Raw genomic sequence first — 21,835 nt, 5'->3', positions numbered from 1 at the left:
CCTGCGGCAGGCCAGCCGGCCGGAATCCCGGCCGTTAACGGGTTTTCAAACGGTTTTCAGGGTGATTAGGCGCCCCCACAGAAAATAGCGCTGCTTTGCTCCATATCGTTCCGGATCGCCATTTTGCGCGTTTAATCCCGCGTTTTTGCAGTTCGTCGCAAGCCGCTCGCAAGCAGCGCAGGCTTTGACTACAGTACCAACATCGGCAAACAGATAAAGCCGCCGAAAACCCGACAAACCAGAAGACAGAGGCAAACAAAATGAAAACAGCAAACACCTTCACATCCGGCATCATCCTGGCAAGCGCACTGGTGACAGCACTCTTTGCCAGCGGTTGCGCCTATCAGGCTACAGCGCAGCAGCAAGCCAGCACCAGCGTGCAAACAGTGACCGTCACAGCCAAACGCATGACAACAGACGAGAAAATTGCTTACGACACTGCCAACACCACAGCGCAAACAGTCGTCATGGTTGCCAAACGCCTGACAGCGGAACAAAAACTGGCGATGGCGCAAGAAGACATGCGCCTGCAAGCCAGCGCAGCGCGCCATGCCCAGCCAGCAGCCTGAGCGGCGCCTTGATTCGCCATACCAGCCGGAAATGCCTTATCCACCGCAATTTGCCGTAATCCGTCGTAATCTGTAACTCCAGCTTCATCTGCTTGTGCCGTATGCACAATGCGTCAACCGGCAAGCACCTGAGTTGTGCTTGTCACCGTGGCGAGCCGTAAGCGCCTCCGCCATGCCAGGCCGTCAGGTTCATCGTTTTATCCGCTGGCCCCTTGCAAGCATTCCATGTGGTAATTTTTCATGTAAATCAGGCATCATGCCGTCTACTCGCTGTGTTCGGTGAGCAATTCAATACTTAATTGATACTTTTTTGGCATTTCCATGCATGCGCCTGCCACAGTCTGTTGCCGATGCCTATAATGGAAACCACGCTCACTGACCAGAGAGGCTGCGATGGCTACTTCCGCTCCCAGTATTACGCCCGGCCTGCTCTACCATGACGCAGGCACGGCCATAGAATGGCTGTGCCGGGTGCTGGGTTTTGAACAGAAGCTGGTGGTGCCGGGAGAAAATGGCCTCATAGCGCACGCGCACCTGACTTTCGGCAACGGAGGCATCATGCTGTCATCCGCCGAAGCCTATCCTTTTCCGCAGATGTGCCGCTCGCCACGCCAAGCCGGCGGCGTGGGCACCAGCGAAATCATCGTCTATGTCGAGCAAGTTGACGCCCATTATGCGAATGCGGTGCAGAACGGCGCGGAAGTGCTGATTGCGCTGGAAGACAAGCCCTATGGCGGCCGCGGCTATTGTTGCCGCGATCCTGAAGGCTATGTATGGGCTTTCGGCTCCTACGACGCCTGGGCTTAGCGCCGCCTTGGCGCCGCATATGAGGCGGTCAGGCCCTGCTTTGCTATTCCTTTTGTTCCTGCTCCTGTTCCGGGCCGCGTTTTTTGTCGTTTGATCCCGCGTTTTTGCAGTTCGTCGCAAGCCGCTCGCATGCAGAGGAGCGATTGTCTACAGTGCATACATCGGCAAGCGAATACAAAAAGCCGCAAACAACCCCAGACAACCAGCGACAAAGAGGAAATAAAATGAAAACAGCAAACACCTTCAAAACCGGCGTCATCGCAGCAACAGCCCTGGTGGCAGCAATCGTCGTAGCAGTATCGGCCAGCGGTTGCGCCTACCAGGCAACAACAAGCCAGCAGGCAAACGCTGGTGTGCAGACAGTGACAGTCACTGCCAAGCGCATGAGTACTGAAGAAAAAATCGCCTACGACACTGCCAACACCACTGCGCAAACAGTCGTCATGGTGGCAAAACGCCTGACAGCTGAACAAAAATTGGCAATGGCCCAGCAAGACATAGTGCAAGCAAGCGCTGCGCACCGCAGCCAGCCTTCTGCCTGATTGACTGCATAAGGCGGAAAGCGCAGCGCGCCACGCAAAGCAATTGAGTAGTTCAGTAGTTCAGCAGCACCGTATTACAGAGATGTAAAACAATACAGCCTTCACCGGCGAGCACGCCAGACAGTGCCCGCCGAAGCAGCAAGCCGGTCAGGAAAATACCGCCTCCACCGCACGCAAATTACGCTTAGAAGCGTGCTTTCAGATAGGCGGATGGCCCGGTCAGGCGCACATCCAGGTCGGCACTATCGCTATCGCGATTCAGGTGGATTTTGGAAATGCCGTAGTCCACGCCTACACCGATATTCTTCGCAAAATACCATTCCAGCCCTAGTGCACCGCTATAGATGTGGCCGTTGACGTTGCCGCCATTCTTCTTGATGCCGGATGCATCCGCATACAGCCTCAAATCGGGCGAAAAGGCGTGCCGCCATCCCAGTTCCAGCAAGGGGGCGAAGGCATTTTCGCTGACTGAACTATTGCCGGTGGCGGTGACCCCCGCTACCGTGCCGCTCACCGAGCCGCCCAGCCGCGCATGGTAATAGGCGGCACCCACGCCAAGGCCGAATACGTCATTGCCCTTGCCGAACCACCATTTGTAAGCCAGTTGCCCCACGTCCAGCCGCATGTCCGCGTTGATCTGTGCATTGCCGCTGACCGGTTGTCCATTGATGACCGTTGCACCCGACAGGCCCGTCGAATGCGATTTGTCGTAGTTGAAGTAGTCAAGTGACAGGCCCTGGGTGTCGCCAAGCAGCAAATCTGCCTTGATATGCGGAATCGTGACATGTTCGGCATCATAGGCCGGCGTGCTGACGCGGCCGTTGGCGGTATCGGCGTTCAGCTGCAAGCGGGGCTCGGCATAAAAGCCGCCTGCGGAGATACTGAAGCGGTCCAGCGCGGGAGACGGGTCGGCCCAGGCTGCGCCTGCGGTAGAACCCAGTGCGGCGAGCACAGCCGCTGCGTGCAAGGTAACACGGACGGCGCGAGGTGAAAGGATGCGGCGGACAAAGGTAAAGGAGGCAGGTGATGGGTGTTGCATACGGATTCTCCAGGAAGAGGCGACACCTGGCGCAAATTGCCAGGATAGGGAGAAAGCATAGCAAGACGTTAACTCAGGAAATATGGGGTGCATTCCCAAAGTGGCGTGGGGTTTTTCCTACGATGGGAGCACATGGAATAGCGGCGGCCTTTCCATGTGGTTTTATGAACTGGACGTGAAAAAATTATTCCGTCAGCAATTTTTGTTCGGAGCCGCCCTGTTCATACAGGTTGACGTCGTTCAGCGTATCAAAACAGGCGGCTGCCTGCGGGCTCATGCCTACCCTGAGGTGTTCGTCGCCGGATTTCAGCTGGCCATGGTTGACCAGCACGCGCATCTTGCTCAACAGGTCTGCGGTGTGCAGCAGATGTCCTAGCGGCGCCCAGGTGGGCGCTTTGCTGCCGCCGGCCTGCTGCTGCAGAGCCTGCACGACTTCGGCAGGGAAACCCCAGCGTTGCGCGACGCGGTAGGATAGCGTTGCCGCAGCGGACGTAAACGCCATCGAAAAGCCGCGTGAATATTTAAAGCGCGGTTCTTCGCAGACCTGGTCCAGCAGCCGGAAAGCGATGATGAGGCCGACGTTTTTCATCAGTCCGGTCAGGAACGCCTGGAAAGGATCCTGGCCCACGGCCAGCTGATGGCAGGCAATCGCGCATTTTTCCGACTGGTTCCAGATATGCGGCGCGGCACGGCGCGTGTACTGGCCGGAACTGAGATTGATGATGGGGCGAAAAGCCACCTTGGCGATCAGCAGGCGCAGGCCATCCTCGCCCAGTATCATGATGGCCTTGTCCAGGCTGTTGATGCGGTCGGCGGGGTTATACAGCGAGCTGTTGACGGCATTGATCAGTTCGCCCACCAGTACGACATCCTTGACTATGTGCTGCGCCAGCTCACTCGCCGATACGCTCTTGTTGCGCAGGCTGTTCAGCAACTGCGGTATCACGGTCGGCACGCGCGGCACGACAACCGCATCGTTCAGGTCCGACGCCAGCAAGGCAAACAGCGCCTGCAGGATCTTTTGTTCCGTCTCCATGCTGCTGCCCTCGCCCGGATAGCCCATCACCCAGTCGAAGAAGATGGCGTCCACCGCAATGCGGGGTTTCCATGCGACAAATACTTCCTGTTCTTTTGCAGGTGCTTCGGGCTTGAGCGGCTCAGGGATAGTGGCAGGCGCTACCGCAGTAACAACGGCTGTTGCATCGGGCGACGGAATCTCAGCAGGCTTTTGCGGTGTAGTGGGCGCTGCGACTTGTTGCGGCTCTGTATCCGCCTGGGTAAACCAGCGTTTCAGCAAATTATTCAGCGCTTTGCGCACGGTATTCCCCAAAAGAGATGTGCCGGCTGCCGCTATGGCGGAGCCAGCATCGTTAGTTTTTTTGTTGGATCCAGTCTGACAGAATTCGGTTTAAATAGCCATGCGGCATACAGCAACGCGGCGACATTACAACGCAGGAGGCCGGAATACCGTACTGCCCAGGATGCCGTAGGCCATCCATACGGCGACGGCGCTGTAGGCCAGGCGTGGCAGCCAGTCCGCCAGTTGCTGCTGGAAGTGGTCCAGCGCTTCGCTTTCGCCGCGGCTATGGCGCATCAGCATGTCCGGCAACGTGCCGCTGCTCTCGCCGGTGCGGATAAAGCCGATGACGTGCGTGTCGCCAAGGTAGTGCAGACGGGATGCTGCCTGCTCCAGCGTGTCGCCTTGCTGCATGCGCGGTAGAATTTCTTCATAGTCGGCACGTATGACATGGTTGCCGACAGCGCCGCTTGCTTTGGGCAAGGCGTCAAACATGGGCAGGCCGGCTTCCAGCAGCATGCCCAGGTTTTCAAAAAAATCGCGGGCGTTGCGCCGCACATGCATGTTGCCGAATACAGGCAGGCGGGTCAGCAGCCTGTCCATGGCCAGCCCTGGCGCAGTGGGGCCACTACGCTGCCGCCAGTCGCGGTACTGGCCATACAAAAAATACAGCAGACCCAGCACCAGCAACGGTTGCAGGCAGCTTTTCAGGTAGCCGGCGCCACTCAGCGAGCCGGTGATCAGCCTCGGCAGCGGTTGTACGAACAGCGCCAGTGCCATGATGAAAGCGGGCAGCATCATGCGCGACTTCACCGCTTTTTCCAGTTTCAGCTTATACGCATAGGCATCCGCCAGCCGCCGGTACACAGGCGCCGGGCTGCCTGCGGCCAGCGCGGCGCGCAGCAGACTGACTTCCATCGGTGTGAACAGGCCCGTCCTGTCCCCCGCACTGGCCGGATCGATGCCGCGCACGATCAGCTTGCGTGCCGCGTCCAGCCTCGGCTGCGCCGCCGGCGGCAGCTTCAGCAGGCCATACGCCTTGTCAGCCGGAAGCCCGGCTTTTTCCATCGCCGCCAGATGCGTGAACAACTCTGTCCTTGCCGTCAGGGCCAGCGGACGCTGGCGAAGGTTTTGCATACGCGCTTCTCTATTTCTATATCAGTTGATAATGCTTTGCTGGTCCAGTTCTGCTTGCAGCCTGGCCATTTCCTGCATGATGATCTGTGGGAATTCCGGGGTTTCCCACGCGCGGTAATGCTGCTGCGCAAAGGCCAGCGCATTCTGGTAATACAGATAGGCGTTCAGCCGGTTGCGCACATAGTTGTTCTGCGTGCGCACGACCTTGCCCGGCGTGCCCATGACGATGGAGTTGGCCGGTATCACCGTGCCCTCTTTCAGGAAGCTGTGGCCGGCGATGATGCAGTTGTCGCCGATGACACAGCCGTCCATGATCGTCGAGTTGATGCCGATCAGGCAGTTATCCCCTATCGTGCAGCCGTGTATCGTGCAGTGGTGCGTGATGGAGCAGTGGCTGCCGATCAGCGTCGGCGTCTGGTCGCCGATATGCAGCATGACGAAATCCTGGATATTGGTATAGGCACCGACCACAATCTCCTTGTGCTCTGCCCGTGCCACCACGTTGATCCAGATCGATGCATTTTCGTGCACCGTCACCTTGCCGTACAGATGGGCGGTTTCGTGCACATAGGCTGCGTTGTGCAGCGTGACGTCCGGTCCTATGACTGCCATGCCTGTCTCCTTATTGTTTTGGTCTGCCAAGGATACTACAGGCGGCCTATCGGCTGGATACGTCGCTATGCGCGCCTGCCCTTCTCGCACACGTGCACGAAGTGATGGACGGCAACCGCGCCAGCCAGGCGCTGCTGGAAATGACGCTGCTGTTGCAGGAAGAGATTCCGCCCGTGGCGGCTATGGCGACGTTTCCACGTTCAGCAAGATATTCAAACGGCGCAATCAGCTGACGCCTGGTGATTACCGCAGCAGGTTCGGGCTGCACCAGTGAAATGGAGCGCGATAAAAGCTGGTAGTTTTTAGTTTTCCTGCGCGCCGCGTGCGAGTTTTTCCAGCAACAACGCTTTTATCTGCTGCCATTCGATATCGATGATGCTGAAGCGCGCCGAGTTGCGCTTGCGGCCGTCCGGCATGATCCTCTCATTGCGGACAATGCCTTCCAGCGTAGCGCCTATGCGCAGGATGGCCGCCTTCGATTTTTCATTCAGTTCGTCGGTTGTGAACTGTACGCGCACTGCCTGCATTGCCTCAAACGCATGACACAGCAGCAGGTATTTCGCTTCGGTATTGATGCCGGATCTCTGCATCTATGCACTGAGCCAGGTATGGCCGATTTCCATCTTGCGGTTGGCTGCATCGATCTTCCAGAAGCGTGTGCTGCCTGCGATTTCGCCCTTACGGCGGTCAACAATCACAAAGGGCATTACCGTGCCGGCTTGCCGCCCGGCTAGCGCCGTTGCAATGTATTGATGCACGGTGTCCGGGCCGGGGATAACGGTCAGCTTCATTTCCCACAGCCGGCCGTCGGATGCGGCGGTTACCAAGGCCTGCGCGTGATGCTGCTGCAGGGGCTGGAGTTCCACCAGCTCGCCCGACAGCACAAGCTGGTCCGGGTGAGAGGCTTCCTGCGTCATGCCCGCCCTGCGCCGACAGCCTGTTTCAGTTCGCCCAGGCTGCGTTTTTGCTGGCCTCCTGCATCAAAATTATCCGGGTTCAGCCATTGTTCATACGCCTGCTTCAGCTGCGCCCATTCGCTGTCCAGCATCGAGAACCATGCGGTATCGCGGTTGCGCTGCTTGAGCACCACTGCCTGCCGGAATATGCCTTCAAACTGGAAGCCGTAACGCAAAGCCGCGGCACGCGACGGTGCGTTCAGGCTGTCGCACTTCCATTCATAACGGCGGTAGCCCAGTTCATCGAAAACCCTGCGCATCATCAGGAACATTGCTTCGGTGGATGCACGCGTGCGTTGCAGGCGCGGAGAAAAATTGATATTGCCGACCTCGATGACGCCAGAATTGCGGTCTATGCGCATGAAAGCAGCGACGCCCAGCGCCTGGCCGCTGGCCTGGTCGATGATCGCATGCAGCATCGGGTCCGCCAGGCCGCTGACGCCCAGCAGCCATTGCCGGTAGGCGTTGAAATCGGCCGGCGGCTCCGCCATCAGGTAAGTCCAGTGGCTGCCGTCGGTATCATCGCTATTGGCGCGGAACAGCTGTTCCGCATGGCGTTCCACATCCAGCACTTCGATGCGGCAATAACGGCCGGCCATTACGGTCGCCGGCGGCAACTCGCGCGGGCTCCAGCTGGCAAGAGGAAGGCCTATAGGCTGGCCAAGCGGATTGAGTATGTGTGTCATGCCTGATTTCATTGTTGTGATGATTAGCCAGCATAGGGGCAAACTTGGCTTGGCAAAAGGGCCAATAAATAGAAAATTGAAAAAGCCAATGCGGGAGCTTGCACTTGCGGATGCTTATTTTTAACTGCAAATACCTGCTGTAATGCACATTAGCAACAATGTTAGGGGAAATTGCTCTTTCAATAGCAAACCTCAGCGCCTATTATAAAAACTCTGTCTGATTTTAATTTCGCATCGATGAGTGTGACGCTTGCCCTTCCTGCCGCTGCTTCCGGCACTGCTGCTGCTGCGGTAGCCGGCAAGGCTGTTGCCGACGCTCCCAAGGCCGCTACGGGTTCTGCGGAGGACACCGGTGCGGCCAAGAGCGGCACCACCGTCAAGCTTAGCGACGAGGCGCTGGCCCAGTTGCGCAAACTGCAGGCGCGCGACCGCGATGTGCGGAATCATGAGCAGGCCCATCTGGCGGCGGCCGGCGGGCTGGCCACCGGAGGGCCGACGTTTTCGTATGAAAAAGGGCCGGACGGCGTCAGCTATGCGATAGGCGGCGAGGTGCATATCGATGTGTCGCCTGGCCGCACGCCGGAAGATACCATCGCCAAGGCCAGGATCATAGAAGCCGCGGCGCTGGCGCCGGCCGACCCTTCCGGGCCGGACCTGGCGGTGGCGGCAGAAGCCAGGCAGATGGCGCAGCAAGCTTCAGCGGAGTTGCAGCAACAGCAGGCCCAGCAGCAGCAAGCCAAACTGGCCGGCGCGTATTCCGCCGGCACCGGTACTTCGCACAGCGGCAGCCGCGTAGACAACTACGCCTGAAGTATTGTGCCTCAGAGCAGTTTATTACAGGGGGCAGGCAGACAGGCGCGGCATTCTTTTTTTCCCGGCTGAAATAATTTGGATTGTATTTTTTCAGCGCGTTCAACTTCATGAAAACTTCCGCAGCTTTTGCCGCGTTGGTGCCCTCTTCCAGAGCATATTCTTTTTCCACGCAGATACCAGTCTTGTACAGATGCCTGCTGCTGCCATGGCTGTCCGCCGTCCGCCCGTGTCCGTCCGCGCTGTCCGCCATACCACCGGGGTTTGCAGGCGCTGCTGGTATGCATGCTCCGCTACGGTCTGGCGCGCGCTTTTTCATCTTCATCCCCGCATTTTTACGTTTCATCGCATGCCGCTGGCGAGTGCGGGCTGCTTTGCCTAAAGTGGCAACATCGAAGTACCAGCCTTGCAGCACAGACTTCGTAGCGTTCATCAGCAGTATCCCTTACAGCAGCATCCACAAAAGGAAACGGAAATGAAAACCTCCAGCAAATTCCAGTTCGGCCCCGTCCTCGCAGGCATCGTCGCCGGCGCAGTATTGGTCACCGCCAGCGCCTTCCATGGCAGCGCCGGCATACAGACGGCTGCCGCAGAACAGATCCCTACTGTCACCATCGTAGGAAAACGCATGACGGCAGAAGAAAAACTGGCCTATGACATGCAGCAGCCCGATTATGTGCACACCGTCGTGCTGACCGCCAAGCGCCTGACAGCCGAAGAAAAACAGGCCATGGCCGATGAAGACCAGCGCATGCAGCAACTGCTTGCCAAACGTGCCGCACGCAGCGCGCAAAAAGCCGGTTAAGCAGGCCTGGTTCTTCGCAGAAACAAGTAATACAGCATCAGTAATACAAAACAATACAAAAACAACGCGACATACTTCTGCATCATTGCCGGGCGCCAGGCGCCGCATAAGCCGGTTCACGAGACTGACTGAGGATGCAGAAGCAAATGAGGCAAAGGCATAGGCCGATGCCGCACAGGCGAATTTTTCAAGCCGTGTACCCCTAAGCCTTCGGCTGCAATCAATTCCGGATTCTCCTAAAACGCGCAAGCCATCTGATAAGATGGCTGCCTGTCCTCCCTCTTCTCTTTTCACGCAGGAGTTTCCATGGCCCTTCCCACCTTCGTGCCATTACTGCTGGTGCCTTTCATCGGCTGGCGGCTGTATTCGCGCTACCGCAAGCTGGTCGGCAGGCAGACGCCCCGTACCGGCAGGCTATGGATGTCGATGCTGCTGTTTCCGCTGGTGTTCATCCTGATCGGCGTTGGCGCTCTCAGGGATGCGCCGTCGTTTGAATGCCTGCTGCTCGGCGGCGTGCTGGGAGCCGCGCTGGCCTTCTGGGGCCTTAAACTGACCCGTTATGAATCCGGCGCCGACGGCCTGTTCTATACGCCTAACTTCCACATCGGCGTCAGTCTGATGCTGCTGTTCGTCGGCCGCATGGGCTACCGTTTCATGCAGTTGTATACGTCCGGAGGGCTGGATTCGCGCGCCGACGATTTCGGTATCAATCCCGTCACTACCCTGATCATGGGTATCGTTTTTTGCTACTATCCCGTGTATTCTTCGGGCATACTGCGCTGGAGCAAATCGCAGGCCCCATCGCAAAAAACGGAGAACCAAGCTTGAACCACGAGGAAGAAGACCGTATGGTCAATATGGAGATCAAGATATCCCAGCAGGAAGACCTGCTGGATAGCCTGAACCAGACCGTATACCGGCAGCAAAAGAAATTGGATGAACTCGAAGCGCTGTGCACGGCGCTGGCAGGACGCATCAAGGACATGGCCGCGCTGGCAGCCGGCTCCGCTGGGCAAAGGCCGCCGGACGAACGTCCGCCGCATTACTGACCGGCCGGCTACGGATGTGGCAATATTGTTGCCGCACGTCAGTCTTGGCTTTCCTGCCTTCCCGATCTGTAGCATAGTAGAACCACGTGAAGCAAAACGAATGCTGACGCGCATGCGCGCCGCTTGATAAGCGGCGACAGCCATACCTCAGGGAGGAAACAGATCGATGTTGTTAAATCGGCAGAAGCCCTTGCCCAGCTTGAGTTGGCAGCTGACCTTGCAGATTGTCGGCCTGGTGCTGCTGCTGGCGGCAATTGTCGCTCCCTTATTCTACTTTTTGCATGAGCGGCCGCTCGTCAATGCGCTGGCGGAAACCACACAGGGCGAGGCTATCCAGAAGGTGCAGAACAAACTGGAATCCCAGTTCAACCCGGTGGAGCGCATCCTGCGGCAAAGCCTGGCCTGGGGCCAGGGCGGCCTTTACAATGAAAGAGATGTCGAAGGCTTCAACCGTCTGATGGCGCCGCTCGTGCGCAACACCGCTTTCATTTCTTCCATTGTCACCGCCAACCAGCTGGGCGAAGAAATCCTGCTGATCAGGACGCCCAACGGCTGGAAAAACCGGCTGACCCGCGTCGCCGAATGGGGCAACCGCCAGCAATGGCAGGAATGGAAAGACGATCTACCGCCCGCTACCGAGTGGAAGGTGCGCGACTACGATCCGCGCAAGCGGCCCTGGTATCAGGGCGCGATGGAAGGCAAATCCGCGGACGATATCCACTGGTCGGAGCCGTATACGCTGGTGTCCACCGGCGAGCTGGCAATATCCGCGTCCGCCCATTGGCGCAATCCCAATCCCAATTCCGATGTAGCCCACGTCATCGATTTCGACATGACGCTGGCCGATATCTCGCGCCTGACGCGCAGCCTGCAAGTGGGCAAAACAGGCTATGTCGCGCTACTGACGGAAAGCGGAAAACTGATAGGCCTGCCGCATTTGCCGGCGTTTGCGAGCGAAGAAGCATTGCGCGACTATGTGCTGAAGAAGCCGCAGGAGATCGGGCTGGGCAAGGTGCAGGCGGCGCTGGACGTGTGGAAGAACCAGGGCCAAGGGCATGCGGCAATCCGTTTCAACGATGAGGAAGGCCAAGCCTGGATAGGTTCGGTGCGGCCGCTGAACATAGGCCGGCAGGCGCTGACGATCGTCGCGATTGCGCCTGCATCGGATTTTTCGTCAATCTCGCAGCAACTGATCTGGTCGGCGCTGCTGGCGCTGGCTGCAGTGGTCATCGTCAGCGCCATCGTCGCGCGGCACATTGTCAATTGCGTGCGCCAGCCTTTGCAGAGGCTGGCCGAGGAAAGCACGCGCATAGGCAGCATGCAGCTGGACGAACCGGTCAGCGTGGATGCGCGCTTCCGCGAGATCGTGCACCTGACCGAAGCGCAGGAGCGCATGCGCCTGCTGCTGTTGCAAGCCAGGAATGCCATGGAAGAGGCGAACCAGGACCTGGAAGACAGAATCATCGAGCGCACGCAGGAGCTGGAACAGGCCAATGACGAGATGAGCGCGCTACTGCAGCGGCTGCGCGCAACGCAGGCGCAACTGGTGCAAAGTGAAAAATTGTCTGCGCTGGGCGCGCTGGTCGCCGGCGTGTCGCATGAGCTGAATACGCCCATCGGCAATTGCGTGCTGATTGCCAGCACCGTGGAAACCCAGCAGATCGAATTTGAGGAACAAATAAAAGCAGGATTGCGGCGCAGCGTGCTCAGCCATTTCCTCGATACGCTGCGCGACGGCACGCAGATCCTGCAGCGCAACCTGAAGCGCGCTGCGGAATTGGTGCACAGCTTCAAGCAGATTGCGGTGGACCAGAGCAGCGACCAGCGCCGCACGTTTGATCTGCGGGAAACCGTGCATGAGAGCCAGGTGGCGCTCAGCCCCATGCTGAACAAAGCCGGCTGCCGCTTCATCAACGCGCTGCCGCAAGGCCTGCTGATGGACAGTTATCCAGGGCCGTTGGTGCAGGTCATCACCAACCTGACGACGAATGCGATCACGCACGGCTTTGAGCACAGCGTCGGCGGTGAAATCCAGGTCAGCCTGGCGGACGGGCCGACTGAGGAAGGCAGCGTCAGGCTGCTGTTCCGCGACAACGGCCAGGGTATTGCCGAGGCCAACCTGCCGCGCATCTTCGACCCCTTCTTTACGACAAGGCTGGGCCATGGCGGCAGCGGACTGGGCCTGAACATTGTGTATAACCTGGTCACGCGGGTACTGGGCGGCAGCATCAAAGTCAGCAGCGAAGGCGGACGCGGCACCTGTTTCGAGCTGGTGCTGCCGTGCAAGGCGCCGGACAGGGCGCCGGCGGACGAAGAGTTTGAGGCGGATCTGGAATTGAAAGGCTAGATGGCCGGGTCTGGCCGTCCGGCTTTTCTAGTCTAGCCTAACAAGGCCTGCGTCAGCGAGCGTACTTCCTCCGCCGACTCCTGCAGGATGCTGGCCAGCGTGCCGTCGCCGATGGCAAAGTCGATTTCAGACGCTTCCTGCTGTATCGTGGTTGGCGAGCGCAGATCCAGCGGCGACGCTACCTTGGCCAGGTCATTGGCCAGGATCAGCGTATCGCCCAGGGTTTCCGGCGGCATCACGCGCAGGCCATACCACAGCGACTCAACGGCGGCCGACACCGGCTTGGGGATCAGCAGCTTGGTCAGTACGGCGCGTCCTATCGTGGATTCAAAGGCGGCGGCCGCTTCTTCCAGCTCGCCATCCAGCAGGCCCGGGAAATGGTCGGCGCGCGACAGCAGGTAAAACCCGCTGACTTCATGTACGACACCCGCAAACATCGCCGTATCCGGGTCCACATGGCTGACCCGGCGTGCAATCACATGCGCCAGCGCCGCCACGTGCGCGGTATGCTCCCACAGTTTCTGTGCTTTTGCGCTCAGTGCAGGATCAATGATCATGCCGCTTATCTGGCGCACCACGACCGAGGCAACAATGGAGTGCAAGGTGCGGAAACCCAGCAGCGGAATCGCGGTGCGTACATTGGCAACCGCGCCGCCGAAACTGTTGTAGGCAACAGAATTGGCAACGGCGACGACGCGTGCCGCCAGCAAAGGCTCGGTGAGGATCAGCCTGCTGGCTGTTTCCAGGCTGCAATCGGGATCGTCGATCGCCTTTTTTATCTTGAGGGACGCCGCGACGTTGGTCGGGAAAATCAACTCTCCCCGGCTGGCCTGTTCCGCTATGCTTTTAAAGGCTTCGACTCTGTTCATGCAAAAAATTATACCCTTGCACGCCCGAAGTAGCTAAAGGTACAACTCGGCAGAACCGATATTATTGCCGCCAGCCCGGCAAAAACAACACCGGGCTTATAAGCAGACGGGCCTTTGCGGTTCTTTGCCGTTCAGGACTGGCCGGGAACCAGCTGCGAAGTCTGCTCGGCCTTGCTTTTCGCTAACTCTTTTGCAGGATCGCAGCCGCTGACAGCTTCCTTGTCCTCAACAGACAGGTCCCAGCCAGCCGCCATTTTGGAGCTGCGTTTGGCGCCGAGGAAATAACGCGTGCAGGGTTCCACTGCGAAAGTGAAGGTTTGCGGATCGACATTGCGGGCGCCCCGGCCCGGCGCCGCGGACACGACCAGGGTATGCAGGCCAGGGCCTACCGGTCTGGGGTTTTGCAGTGAATAGTCACCGTCGATGGAGATGACCCTGACGCTATAGGTATTGTTTTCCATCCGTGAAACAGGCTGCAGCCTGCCGTCCAGGTACGATAGCGGCGCCGTGCCGCAGGCAGCCACAGCCAGGATTGCCGGAACCGCAATGGCCAGTTTCAGTCCGGTCTTGTTTAGCAGCGCACGCATGGTTTCTCCAGTAGTGAATGATCAATATATATTGATTATAGGACGCCGCCACCGGATTTCGGTGACGGTATGTAACGCCGGGCTTACAATTGTAAGCATGGACAGTAGTACTGATATCAGTGCGGGAGACAGCAGATGAAAGACAGCGAGCAGCAGATGCATGCACAGGTGTACGCGCTTTATCGGCGCATGCTGGAAGGATGGAACACGCGCGATGCCGCGCTGATGGCGGCGCAATTTGCGCCCGACGGCATCAGCATAGGATTTGACGGCAGCCAGATGAGCGGCCAGGACGAGATCAGCAGTACCTTGCAACAGATCTTTGCCCAGCATGCGACACCGCCTTTTGTGCATAAACTCAAGAGCGTGCGCCTGCTGACGCCCGAGGTGGCATTGCTATGCGCCATCGCCGGCATGGCGCCGCCGGGCAAATCCGAGCTGGAGCCCTCGCTGAACGCGGTGCAAACCATCGTCGCGCAATTGTGCGATGGCCAGTGGCGCATCAGCCAGCTGCAGAACACGCCGGCGGCCCTGCATGGACGGCCTGAACTGGTGCAGCAGATGACGGCCGAACTGAAGGATGCCATGCACCTTAACGTGCATTGAGCAAACCATACTACGCCGGATATAAAGGAAACTATCATGACGCGTATCGCCCTGCTGTCCGACATCCACGGCAACCTGCCCGCCTTGCAGGCGGTGCTGCAGGATATTTCTCGCCGTCAGGTAGATCGCATTGTCAACCTGGGCGACAGCCTGTCCGGCCCGCTGTTCCCGCGCGAAACGGCGGAATTCCTGATGCAGCAGGACTGGCTGCAGCTGGCGGGTAACCACGAAAGGCAGATACTGGAATTCAAGCCCGGGCGCGGCGGCGAATCCGACCGCTACGCCTTGTCCACGCTGACGCCGGATATCATGGACTGGCTGCGCGGCCTGCCCGGCACGCTGTGGCTGGATGACGAGGTGTTCCTGTGCCACGGCACGCCGACAACCGACCTAGTGTATTTTCTGGAAACCCTGGAGCCGCAAGGCGTGCGGCTGGCGTCACTGGCCGAGGTGGATGAGCGGCTCGGCGATATCCGCGCCAGGGTCGTTGCCTGCGGCCATACGCATGTGCCGCACGTTATGCGTTCCAGCAGCGGCACATTGATCGTGAACCCCGGCAGCGTGGGTTTGCAGGCGTACAGCGACGAGCATCCTTACCCGCACGTGATGGAAAACGGCACCACCGATGCCCGCTACGCAATCATAGAGAATATCGACGGCAACTGGACAGCGGCGCTGCACAGCGTTGCCTATGATTACCGGGCCGCCGCAGACGCCGCGCTGCTCAGGAACAGGCCGGACTGGCAGCGCTGGCTGCTCACCGGCTATGCTTGAAGCCCACTATTACGCCGAGATCAGTCTCAGGTTGAACGCCCTCTCCACCAGCCATACTGCAGCGATCATGACGATCAGCATCGAGCCAGCGCTGAAGACCAGCCTGCGGTAAGCCCAGGTTCCGCGCAGCAGGAAGGACAGTGGCAGGAAAACAGCGACTATCGTCAGCTGGCCAATTTCCACTCCAAGGTTGAAACCCAGCAGCGCCAGCATCAGCGCCGATTGCGGCAGGCCCAGGTCGGTCAGCACGCTGGCAAAACCGAAGCCGTGGATCAGGCCGAATGCAAACGCCACCACCCAGCGCTTGCCCTGGAACAGTGGATACAGGTTATTCAGCGCCGCCAGGATGACCGAACCGGCAATCGCCGATTCCACCCAGCGCGAAGGCAGGGAAATGTATTGCAGCGCCGCCAGCGTCAGCGTGATCGAATGCGCGAGCGTAAAGGCGGTGACGATCTTCAGCACGTCCAGTGCGGAAGCCTTGAAGCTGGTGCCTGCCTCCCACTTCTTGTTGCGCGACACCAGCACCGCCGGCAGCAGCAGCGATAGCAGGAACAGGATATGGTCGAATCCTATCCAGATGTGCCAGACACCGTGTTTCACATAGTCGAGGAATTGCTGCAGCCGGTCGGCGTCCGCCAGCTTGAACTGCTGCGTGCCGGTATCCGGACTGAAGATCGCAGTCGATACCACGCCTTGCCGGTTCACCAGCTTCAGCAGGCCCTTGTGTTGCGGATCGACGTCGAACAGCAGGCTGTACTGTACCGTCAGCATGTCCACGTTGGGACAGTCTGCTTCAAACATCAGCACCGTATAGGCGCCGTCGGTATGGTCGTCCAGTAGCTGTTTGCCGGGTTTGATATCGCATTTTCTGCCGCTGCTTGCCAGCGACAGCCTGGATAAAGCGTAGGCGGCAATGTCTGCATGGCGGGCGCGTACTTCGTCCCAGCTCAGTTCGCCATTGCCATCGCTGTCCAGCCCTATCGCAAAATCCAGGTCGCGCAAGGCAATATCCCATTGGCCGTGCACGATGTTCTTGCCGCTATTGTCTATGGTCAGGCTCAGGTAGCTGTCGCTGGGTTTATGCGCATGGGCAATGCCTGAACACAAACCCAGGCAGAGCAGCAGGCTCGTTAGAAATGGCTTCAGCATCATGCGTTTCCGTTCGCGGTAAGCCTGGCGATCAGCGGCGCCAATGCCGCATCCTGCAGTCCGTTCTGCCTGATCCAGGCGAGGACAGGCGCAGCGGCCTGCCTGTTGTTGGCGGCAACAGCAGCCTCCAGGTAGATGCGCACATCGGCGGCTTCTTTCTGCACTTCCCAGTTCAGCTGGGCCAGTTTCAGCGCTGCCGTCGCGTTGCCCTTCAGCTGCAATTCATAACGAGCCTGCTCGCGCTGGTGTACGGTATCGCCGCGCATCATTGCCGCGTCAAAGCGCTGGCCCAGCGCCAGGCTCTGCTCTTTCGCCTCTGCGGCGCCGACGGCACGCAGGGCCAGCGCATAGCGCAGCAATAGCGCATCAACCCTGGTCTTGTCCTTGAGCAGTGTGACGACTTCGGCGGCGCGTTTGCGATCCAGCAGGAAATCGGCATACGAGCCCAGCAGATAGCTGTCCGGCGATTCCAGTGCCATCGCCTGGCGGTACCACTGGTCCGCAGCAGCGTTATCGCCGCGCCGTGCGGACATTTCCGCCAACAAGGTCATGACCCAGATGCGGATGCCGGTATCGGCGGCCGGGTCGCGTTGGTAGGCATCCGTCAGCAGTGCATAACTGTGTGCGGCGTCGCCGCTGAGGTTGGCGACATTGCTGAGGCAGGTAACCGTTACCAGTTCGGGCGCCAGCGAATACAGGTGCATGCAGCTATTCTTTGCCTGCGCATACTGGCCCTGTACCTGCAGCACGGTGGCACGCGTCAGCCAGGCCTGTGCATTGTCCCTGTCCTGCTTCAGCACCGCGTTCAAGTCCGCCAGCGCCGCCGGGAACTGGTGCGTGCTTTGCAGCAGCGTGGCGCGCAATACCCTTACCTTGACCGGCGGTTCGGCCTGCGCCCACCATTGCGCCAGCACGGCCTGTGCATAACCCAAATAGCGCGGATCGCCGTCATTGCGTGCTTCGTTGATATATTTTTGCGCCAGCTCGGAAGCGGTATCGACATCATCCGGCCGCGCGGCCAGCAGCTTGCGCAGCCGCTGGAATTCCCGTTGTGCGGGATCATTGCGGCTAGGCAGATGTTCAACGATCTGCCTGCCGTCCCTGGGTTCATACGGCGCGGCGCCGGCGCAAGCTGCCAGGAACATGAATGCCGCTATCGTCAGTGTGATACAACGCATGCTGCCACCTTTTAAAAACTTTGCCATCAATGCCTCGTACTGTGCATGGCCGCTGCAGCCGGCACCTTTCATTGCCGGGCAATGAAGGCATCGGCTGCAGCGGTTACTGTGGCTACAGCGGCTGTGGTCAGATAGGCGTGACCGGCTCGGTATTTTCAGGCGCGGTGGCCTGTATCGTGTCGGTCGACTGCGGCTCCGTCGTTTCAGGGCTGTCGCCGATCAGCTTGGCGACAATACTGAAAAAGGCATCCACCATGCTGACCGGCGGCGTGACCGGCGGTGTCACAGGGGGAGGGCTGCTGGAACTGCCGCCGCAAGCGCTGAGCAGCAGCACCAGCGATAGCGATAAAGACACCGCTGCTGAAGTGCGTAGTTGAAGTTTCATCATCGTCTCCCTATCAGTGTTTCAGCGAACCGGCCAAAGGTGTTTTCAGGTAAGGGAATGCCGTGTCGAAGAAACTCGCATCCAGATAAGCACCGTCGGTAAAATCTATGCTGCCGGAAGGCGCATCGGCCGGTACGCAGCCTATGCTGAGCACACACAGACGGCCCATGACCACGCGCAGCGCAATATCCACCACGTCGTCGCCCGGACGGCGCCCGTTAGGGAAGCCTGCATTGTCGCCGCCGATGACGCCCAGGCGGTTCTGCGTTGCCGACACCGGAGTGGTGGTATTCAGGCGCAGCATTTCGGAAGGCACGACATTGGCAGGCTGGTTGACGCCCTTGACACCGGTCAGGAAAGCCGCGACCAGGTCATTGCGCGGGAAATTTGTCGGCGCCTTGACGCCGGCGCTGCCGAACAATACCTGTACCAGTGCAGGCAACGTAGGGTTGGTCACATAGGTGAGGAACTGTGTATCGCCGGATGGTTTGCTATGGTTGAACTGGTCCTTGTCTTTCAGGCCGATCACGACTTCATTCACCAGCGGCATGCCCAGACGTGATACCTGCGTCCATGCGCCGCCTTCCTTGGAGGCCGTGCCGGTATTCGGCGTCGGGTTGATCAGGCGCCCTTGCCTGACACTGGCCGTGGTCCATCCGCCGATGACGGTTTCCGTGCCATTGGTCAGGCAGGCAGTCGGCACTTCCATTTCGATGGCGGTGACGTTCTTGTTGGCAAGATCGTCGTGCCCGGCTTTTTCCGCATTTGGGTCAAAGACTGTGGCCGGGGCCTGGATATTGATCAAGTCAAAGGTTTCACCAAGGTTGACGACAAACGGGTCCTTGCGCTGGCCGACAAACACTTTGCCCGGCGTGGCGCAGCCTGGAATATTGACTGCGTACACATGCTTGGCTGCGTAGCCCGCATAGTCAGGGATGGATTTGTTGCCGATATTATCGATAGGCTTGTCGAAGCTGGTGCCGCCGCCGCTGGCATTGGTGACCTGGCTGCGAGTACCGGTACGGCGGTCGCCCTTGACCATGGTGATGCTATAGGTTTCGCGCACATTGATGCCGGCAGGATTCACGCCGTCGATTGCGCCGCCATTGATGACGAGCGGAATGGAGACTTGCTTGCCACCGACCGTCAGCTGCGTATCTTTATTCTGGTTGGTAAAGCGGAACTGGAAAGTCAGGTCTTCCTTGCCGTCGCCATTGTTGTCGATATGGATTTCATACAGCGCATCCGGGTCCATCTCATAATAATTGGGGCCGTCGCCAGGGTTTTGCAGTGGTACGTAATCGGCAATGATCGTGGTGTACGCGCCGCGGCCGTTTTCGTAACTACGGAACATGTAGAAATCCGTACCGTCAACTTTAGGCTGGCGCGTCAGGAACGGTGCTTCGCGGTGGCTGGATGCCTGTGCTGGCAGTGCCGCCAGCCCATACACCGCGCCGGCAGCGGTGGCGGCAAGCAATATTTTTCTGGATGCTGCAATTACGGTAGGTCTCATGGTCAACTCCTCGGGGTAGGAAAGGCGGGATACAGATTCTTATGATTTGGTCTGCATACGATCTACGTGAGAAAGAAGACAACGGATTCAACTTTGTAAAAGTTTGTTGAAATTCCTAAGATTGTGGTTCCGGAAAGAAAGATGGAGCCTTGCGGCTCCACATAAGCTGGTTGATGTTTGCAATGCTCAGGCCAGCCTGATGACCCGCCCCTGTTGTGCGTCGATCTTGCCGTCATGCAGTTTGCCGATCAGGGTTTGCGCTGCGGCAAAACCTTCTTCCTCAACGATCTTCATCCACTGGTGACCAGGGTCGCTGATATGCCGGATGAAACTGGCCTGCGCGGCATTGAAGCGCTCATTGACGACTTGCGGACCCCAGTCTGCATTGCGCTTGCGGATCTGCACCGGTGCAAAATACAGCGCAGGTTTCGGGCCGGGCAAGCCTGCGTCAACGGTCACGCCGGTATTTTGCGCGGAACCGGCAAAGCAGTCGTAGTCCAGCGCATCGCCGTAATGATGATGGGTACGCGCGCGCAACTCCACGTCGCCAGAAAAATCCACATACGTGGTCGGCAGGTCCGCCGGCTGGGTTTCCAGTTCTTCATAGCTGACGGTCTTGTGATAGCAGCCCAGCCCCTCGACAAAAGCGCGGTTGCGTTCCGAGGTCAGCGCGACCAGCTCTACCTGGGGAAATTCTTTCAGGCAAAACGCAGTGCCGTACGCGGTTTTGCTGGAAGCGCTGGAAACGACCAGCCTTTGCGCGCCGAAGAAAGCATTGTCCTGCAGGAAGTCCGCCAGCATGAAGGACGTGATGAATAGCGGCCGCACCAGCATCTGGTAGTTTTCCAGCGGCTGCGAATACGCGGTATCCGCGCTGCAGCGGGTATATTGGTTATAGGCAGAGACCAGCGTACGCCTGTGCTCGGAGCCGTCATAGAAGCCGCGTTCGGTCACACGTTCCGCCTCCATGCGGATATGGCTGGCGATGGGGAAGTAGCCATAGAAACGTTCCCCGGTTTCCACGCCCTGCACGGTCGATGCCACGACATCGGCAAAGCCCCATACCGGCATGTGGCCCCAGCCTTCAACACCGGTAGGGAAAAACTGCCAGTACTGCATGGAATCGCCGAAAGCGGCATAGGTAATATTATTGGTCGTGATCGCGCAGCGCTGTATCTTCAGCAGTACTTCGCCATCTGCCAGCGCCGCGTTTTGCTCAGTATGGATGATACGGCTCTTGCCGAGTGCGCTCTTGTCGGTCAGCAGCTGGGTCAGCATATAGGTGCTATTGGTACTCATGAGGTCTCCTGTGATAAAACGTGTGCTTATGGATAATGCAAATTGAGGTACATCACTGTAAGCTGGCGGCGAGGCGTCGTGGTTCGGAAACTGCAGGCGGATGAATGAACAAAAAGGCGGAGGAGATTTGGCAAAAAATACCGGCAGCAGCCCTGCAGCGGCGGCGAACAAGCCGCTGAAACGGCCTTCGCAGGCCCGGGCGCGTTTCACGATACAGGCAATCTACGACGCCTTTGTTCGGATTTGGCACGCGCAGGGATGGGCCGGTGTGACGACGCGCGCGCTGGCGCTGGAAACCGGCATCGCAGTCGGCACGCTGTACGACTATTTTCCAAACAAGCAGGCGGTGCTGTCAGGCTATGTCAGGCATTGCATGGAGCAATTGCTGGAGGTGCTGCAAACGCAGGTGATAGCGCCCACGGACCTGGATTGGCAACACAGGGTGCAGCGCCTGGTGGCGCTGACTTGCGGTGCCCGGCAGGCCGGCGCCGCTTATTTCGACCACGACATGCTGATGCTGGAAGGCCAGATTGCAGAAACCAAGCACCACCGGCGCGTCTATCAGGAATTGCTGGAAAAATGGCAGGCGGCGCTGGCTGCCTGCGACGATCTGCCGCGCCGGCCCACCGCAGAAACCGTACAGGCGCTGCTGCTGGCAGCATGGGGCGGCCGGCGTTACTTGCTGCTGGTGCAACCGGAAGGAATGGCGCTGGAGAACTGGTCCGCCGAGATGGCGCGCTTGTTTTGCCAGGCGCTGGTGTCAGAAGGAGACAGGCAGGACAATGAGGATAATGGACATTAGCGCGGCGATGGCTT

At 58.9% G+C, this 21,835-nt stretch carries 24 protein-coding genes and 1 pseudogene; 12 read left to right on the top strand and 13 right to left on the bottom strand.

Going from position 1 to position 21,835, the window contains the following annotated elements; genetic code table 11:
* Nucleotides 1-260: 260 nt before the first annotated feature.
* The 3 genes from ACO0LO_RS07535 to ACO0LO_RS07525 all read left to right on the top strand — a co-directional run bounded on the left by ACO0LO_RS07535 (nucleotide 261) and on the right by ACO0LO_RS07525 (nucleotide 1,918).
* A complete protein-coding gene (locus tag ACO0LO_RS07535) occupies nucleotides 261-569 on the top strand; it encodes a hypothetical protein (protein ID WP_422963597.1) in 309 nt (102 codons plus the stop codon).
* A 393-nt stretch (nucleotides 570-962) separates the two neighbouring features.
* Complete coding sequence (locus ACO0LO_RS07530; protein ID WP_422963596.1) at nucleotides 963-1,376, top strand: VOC family protein; 414 nt, start codon at nucleotides 963-965, stop codon at nucleotides 1,374-1,376.
* A 224-nt stretch (nucleotides 1,377-1,600) separates the two neighbouring features.
* Nucleotides 1,601-1,918, top strand: coding sequence for a hypothetical protein (locus ACO0LO_RS07525; RefSeq protein ID WP_422963595.1), 318 nt, complete (start codon nucleotides 1,601-1,603; stop codon nucleotides 1,916-1,918).
* 184 nt (nucleotides 1,919-2,102) lie between these two features.
* Here ACO0LO_RS07525 and ACO0LO_RS07520 read toward each other — a convergent pair whose 3' ends face one another.
* The 4 genes from ACO0LO_RS07520 to ACO0LO_RS07505 all read right to left on the bottom strand — a co-directional run bounded on the left by ACO0LO_RS07520 (nucleotide 2,103) and on the right by ACO0LO_RS07505 (nucleotide 6,003).
* Nucleotides 2,103-2,957, bottom strand: coding sequence for a hypothetical protein (locus ACO0LO_RS07520; RefSeq protein WP_422963594.1), 855 nt, complete (start codon nucleotides 2,955-2,957; stop codon nucleotides 2,103-2,105).
* A 184-nt stretch (nucleotides 2,958-3,141) separates the two neighbouring features.
* Nucleotides 3,142-4,275: an HDOD domain-containing protein gene (locus tag ACO0LO_RS07515; RefSeq protein ID WP_422963593.1), complete on the bottom strand. Its 1,134-nt coding sequence runs from the start codon at nucleotides 4,273-4,275 to the stop codon at nucleotides 3,142-3,144.
* 126 nt (nucleotides 4,276-4,401) lie between these two features.
* Nucleotides 4,402-5,391, bottom strand: a complete 990-nt coding sequence (locus tag ACO0LO_RS07510) for a type II secretion system F family protein (RefSeq protein WP_422963592.1) — start codon at nucleotides 5,389-5,391, stop codon at nucleotides 4,402-4,404.
* A 21-nt stretch (nucleotides 5,392-5,412) separates the two neighbouring features.
* Nucleotides 5,413-6,003 carry a gamma carbonic anhydrase family protein gene (locus ACO0LO_RS07505; RefSeq protein WP_422963591.1) on the bottom strand — a complete coding sequence of 197 codons (591 nt, stop codon included), beginning with the start codon at nucleotides 6,001-6,003 and terminating at the stop codon, nucleotides 5,413-5,415.
* 101 nt (nucleotides 6,004-6,104) lie between these two features.
* On the opposite strand from ACO0LO_RS07505, the gene ACO0LO_RS07500 reads away from it, so the two are divergent.
* Complete coding sequence (locus tag ACO0LO_RS07500; protein ID WP_422963590.1) at nucleotides 6,105-6,236, top strand: hypothetical protein; 132 nt, start codon at nucleotides 6,105-6,107, stop codon at nucleotides 6,234-6,236.
* Nucleotides 6,237-6,305: 69 nt separating this feature from the next.
* Here the strand turns inward: ACO0LO_RS07500 and ACO0LO_RS07495 are convergent.
* Nucleotides 6,306-6,920: pseudogene (locus ACO0LO_RS07495) on the bottom strand (GNAT family N-acetyltransferase).
* Nucleotides 6,917-7,645 (bottom strand): GNAT family N-acetyltransferase, encoded by a 729-nt coding sequence (locus ACO0LO_RS07490; protein ID WP_422963589.1) that lies wholly within the window; start codon nucleotides 7,643-7,645, stop codon nucleotides 6,917-6,919. The pseudogene ACO0LO_RS07495 and the gene ACO0LO_RS07490 overlap by 4 nt, the downstream one beginning before the upstream one ends.
* 243 nt (nucleotides 7,646-7,888) lie before the next feature.
* On the opposite strand from ACO0LO_RS07490, the gene ACO0LO_RS07485 reads away from it, so the two are divergent.
* From ACO0LO_RS07485 to ACO0LO_RS07465, 5 genes are all read left to right on the top strand, one after another.
* Nucleotides 7,889-8,455, top strand: coding sequence for a putative metalloprotease CJM1_0395 family protein (locus tag ACO0LO_RS07485; protein WP_422963588.1), 567 nt, complete (start codon nucleotides 7,889-7,891; stop codon nucleotides 8,453-8,455).
* Nucleotides 8,456-8,930: 475 nt separating this feature from the next.
* A complete protein-coding gene (locus tag ACO0LO_RS07480; protein ID WP_422963587.1) occupies nucleotides 8,931-9,260 on the top strand; it encodes a hypothetical protein in 330 nt (109 codons plus the stop codon).
* 306 nt (nucleotides 9,261-9,566) lie between these two features.
* Nucleotides 9,567-10,088 carry a hypothetical protein gene (locus tag ACO0LO_RS07475; protein WP_422963586.1) on the top strand — a complete coding sequence of 174 codons (522 nt, stop codon included), beginning with the start codon at nucleotides 9,567-9,569 and terminating at the stop codon, nucleotides 10,086-10,088.
* Nucleotides 10,085-10,309: a SlyX family protein gene (locus ACO0LO_RS07470; RefSeq protein ID WP_422963585.1), complete on the top strand. Its 225-nt coding sequence runs from the start codon at nucleotides 10,085-10,087 to the stop codon at nucleotides 10,307-10,309. Before ACO0LO_RS07475 ends, ACO0LO_RS07470 begins: the two co-directional genes overlap by 4 nt.
* A gap of 166 nt (nucleotides 10,310-10,475) precedes the next feature.
* The gene (locus ACO0LO_RS07465) at nucleotides 10,476-12,656 is read left to right on the top strand and encodes an ATP-binding protein (protein ID WP_422963584.1); all 2,181 of its coding nucleotides are present in this window, start codon (nucleotides 10,476-10,478) and stop codon (nucleotides 12,654-12,656) included.
* Between the two features lie 32 nt (nucleotides 12,657-12,688).
* Here the strand turns inward: ACO0LO_RS07465 and ACO0LO_RS07460 are convergent, their stop codons facing one another.
* Both ACO0LO_RS07460 and ACO0LO_RS07455 read right to left on the bottom strand, forming a co-directional pair.
* On the bottom strand, nucleotides 12,689-13,525 hold the full coding sequence (locus tag ACO0LO_RS07460) for an HDOD domain-containing protein (RefSeq protein WP_422963583.1): 837 nt from the start codon (nucleotides 13,523-13,525) through the stop codon (nucleotides 12,689-12,691).
* A gap of 131 nt (nucleotides 13,526-13,656) precedes the next feature.
* Nucleotides 13,657-14,112 carry a hypothetical protein gene (locus ACO0LO_RS07455; protein WP_422963582.1) on the bottom strand — a complete coding sequence of 152 codons (456 nt, stop codon included), beginning with the start codon at nucleotides 14,110-14,112 and terminating at the stop codon, nucleotides 13,657-13,659.
* Between the two features lie 135 nt (nucleotides 14,113-14,247).
* Here ACO0LO_RS07455 and ACO0LO_RS07450 point away from each other — a divergent pair, with 135 nt between their 5' ends.
* Both ACO0LO_RS07450 and ACO0LO_RS07445 read left to right on the top strand, forming a co-directional pair.
* Entirely contained in the window at nucleotides 14,248-14,718 is a 471-nt protein-coding gene (locus ACO0LO_RS07450) for an SgcJ/EcaC family oxidoreductase (protein WP_422963581.1), read from the top strand.
* Between the two features lie 36 nt (nucleotides 14,719-14,754).
* Nucleotides 14,755-15,492: a metallophosphoesterase family protein gene (locus tag ACO0LO_RS07445; RefSeq protein ID WP_422963580.1), complete on the top strand. Its 738-nt coding sequence runs from the start codon at nucleotides 14,755-14,757 to the stop codon at nucleotides 15,490-15,492.
* A gap of 9 nt (nucleotides 15,493-15,501) precedes the next feature.
* On the opposite strand, the gene ACO0LO_RS07440 is transcribed toward ACO0LO_RS07445, so the two are convergent.
* The 5 genes from ACO0LO_RS07440 to ACO0LO_RS07420 form a co-directional block, all read right to left on the bottom strand.
* Nucleotides 15,502-16,647 (bottom strand): HupE/UreJ family protein, encoded by a 1,146-nt coding sequence (locus tag ACO0LO_RS07440; RefSeq protein WP_422963579.1) that lies wholly within the window; start codon nucleotides 16,645-16,647, stop codon nucleotides 15,502-15,504.
* Entirely contained in the window at nucleotides 16,644-17,822 is a 1,179-nt protein-coding gene (locus ACO0LO_RS07435) for a hypothetical protein (RefSeq protein ID WP_422963578.1), read from the bottom strand. Before ACO0LO_RS07435 ends, ACO0LO_RS07440 begins: the two co-directional genes overlap by 4 nt.
* Nucleotides 17,823-17,949: 127 nt before the next feature.
* Complete coding sequence (locus tag ACO0LO_RS07430; protein ID WP_422963577.1) at nucleotides 17,950-18,210, bottom strand: hypothetical protein; 261 nt, start codon at nucleotides 18,208-18,210, stop codon at nucleotides 17,950-17,952.
* A gap of 10 nt (nucleotides 18,211-18,220) precedes the next feature.
* Nucleotides 18,221-19,720, bottom strand: coding sequence for a DUF4331 domain-containing protein (locus tag ACO0LO_RS07425; RefSeq protein ID WP_422963576.1), 1,500 nt, complete (start codon nucleotides 19,718-19,720; stop codon nucleotides 18,221-18,223).
* Between the two features lie 186 nt (nucleotides 19,721-19,906).
* The gene (locus tag ACO0LO_RS07420; RefSeq protein WP_422963575.1) at nucleotides 19,907-21,019 is read right to left on the bottom strand and encodes a DUF2855 family protein; all 1,113 of its coding nucleotides are present in this window, start codon (nucleotides 21,017-21,019) and stop codon (nucleotides 19,907-19,909) included.
* Between the two features lie 127 nt (nucleotides 21,020-21,146).
* On the opposite strand from ACO0LO_RS07420, the gene ACO0LO_RS07415 reads away from it, so the two are divergent.
* Nucleotides 21,147-21,821 (top strand): TetR/AcrR family transcriptional regulator, encoded by a 675-nt coding sequence (locus ACO0LO_RS07415; protein WP_422963574.1) that lies wholly within the window; start codon nucleotides 21,147-21,149, stop codon nucleotides 21,819-21,821.
* Nucleotides 21,822-21,835: the final 14 nt, after the last annotated feature.

Source organism: Undibacterium sp. TJN25 (assembly GCF_049339885.1).
In the GTDB taxonomy this organism is placed as follows: Bacteria; Pseudomonadota; Gammaproteobacteria; order Burkholderiales; family Burkholderiaceae_D; genus Undibacterium.
Note: the sequence above shows the minus strand (reverse complement) of the source record. Positions and strands in the feature narration are given on the sequence as shown.

Bases quoted from the DNA above. Each gene is read 5' to 3' on its own strand.
- ACO0LO_RS07460 (WP_422963583.1), bottom strand. From the start codon at position 13,525: ATGAACAGAGTCGAAGCCTTTAAAAGCATAGCGGAACAGGCCAGCCGG.
- ACO0LO_RS07475 (WP_422963586.1), top strand. From the start codon at position 9,567: ATGGCCCTTCCCACCTTCGTGCCATTACTGCTGGTGCCTTTCATCGGC.
- ACO0LO_RS07490 (WP_422963589.1), bottom strand. From the start codon at position 7,645: ATGACACACATACTCAATCCGCTTGGCCAGCCTATAGGCCTTCCTCTT.
- ACO0LO_RS07430 (WP_422963577.1), bottom strand. From the start codon at position 18,210: ATGATGAAACTTCAACTACGCACTTCAGCAGCGGTGTCTTTATCGCTA.
- ACO0LO_RS07480 (WP_422963587.1), top strand. From the start codon at position 8,931: ATGAAAACCTCCAGCAAATTCCAGTTCGGCCCCGTCCTCGCAGGCATC.
- ACO0LO_RS07510 (WP_422963592.1), bottom strand. From the start codon at position 5,391: ATGCAAAACCTTCGCCAGCGTCCGCTGGCCCTGACGGCAAGGACAGAG.
- ACO0LO_RS07465 (WP_422963584.1), top strand. From the start codon at position 10,476: ATGTTGTTAAATCGGCAGAAGCCCTTGCCCAGCTTGAGTTGGCAGCTG.
- ACO0LO_RS07440 (WP_422963579.1), bottom strand. From the start codon at position 16,647: ATGATGCTGAAGCCATTTCTAACGAGCCTGCTGCTCTGCCTGGGTTTG.
- ACO0LO_RS07420 (WP_422963575.1), bottom strand. From the start codon at position 21,019: ATGAGTACCAATAGCACCTATATGCTGACCCAGCTGCTGACCGACAAG.
- ACO0LO_RS07435 (WP_422963578.1), bottom strand. From the start codon at position 17,822: ATGCGTTGTATCACACTGACGATAGCGGCATTCATGTTCCTGGCAGCT.
- ACO0LO_RS07445 (WP_422963580.1), top strand. From the start codon at position 14,755: ATGACGCGTATCGCCCTGCTGTCCGACATCCACGGCAACCTGCCCGCC.
- ACO0LO_RS07425 (WP_422963576.1), bottom strand. From the start codon at position 19,720: ATGAGACCTACCGTAATTGCAGCATCCAGAAAAATATTGCTTGCCGCC.
- ACO0LO_RS07530 (WP_422963596.1), top strand. From the start codon at position 963: ATGGCTACTTCCGCTCCCAGTATTACGCCCGGCCTGCTCTACCATGAC.
- ACO0LO_RS07520 (WP_422963594.1), bottom strand. From the start codon at position 2,957: ATGCAACACCCATCACCTGCCTCCTTTACCTTTGTCCGCCGCATCCTT.
- ACO0LO_RS07525 (WP_422963595.1), top strand. From the start codon at position 1,601: ATGAAAACAGCAAACACCTTCAAAACCGGCGTCATCGCAGCAACAGCC.
- ACO0LO_RS07450 (WP_422963581.1), top strand. From the start codon at position 14,248: ATGAAAGACAGCGAGCAGCAGATGCATGCACAGGTGTACGCGCTTTAT.
- ACO0LO_RS07535 (WP_422963597.1), top strand. From the start codon at position 261: ATGAAAACAGCAAACACCTTCACATCCGGCATCATCCTGGCAAGCGCA.
- ACO0LO_RS07505 (WP_422963591.1), bottom strand. From the start codon at position 6,003: ATGGCAGTCATAGGACCGGACGTCACGCTGCACAACGCAGCCTATGTG.
- ACO0LO_RS07455 (WP_422963582.1), bottom strand. From the start codon at position 14,112: ATGCGTGCGCTGCTAAACAAGACCGGACTGAAACTGGCCATTGCGGTT.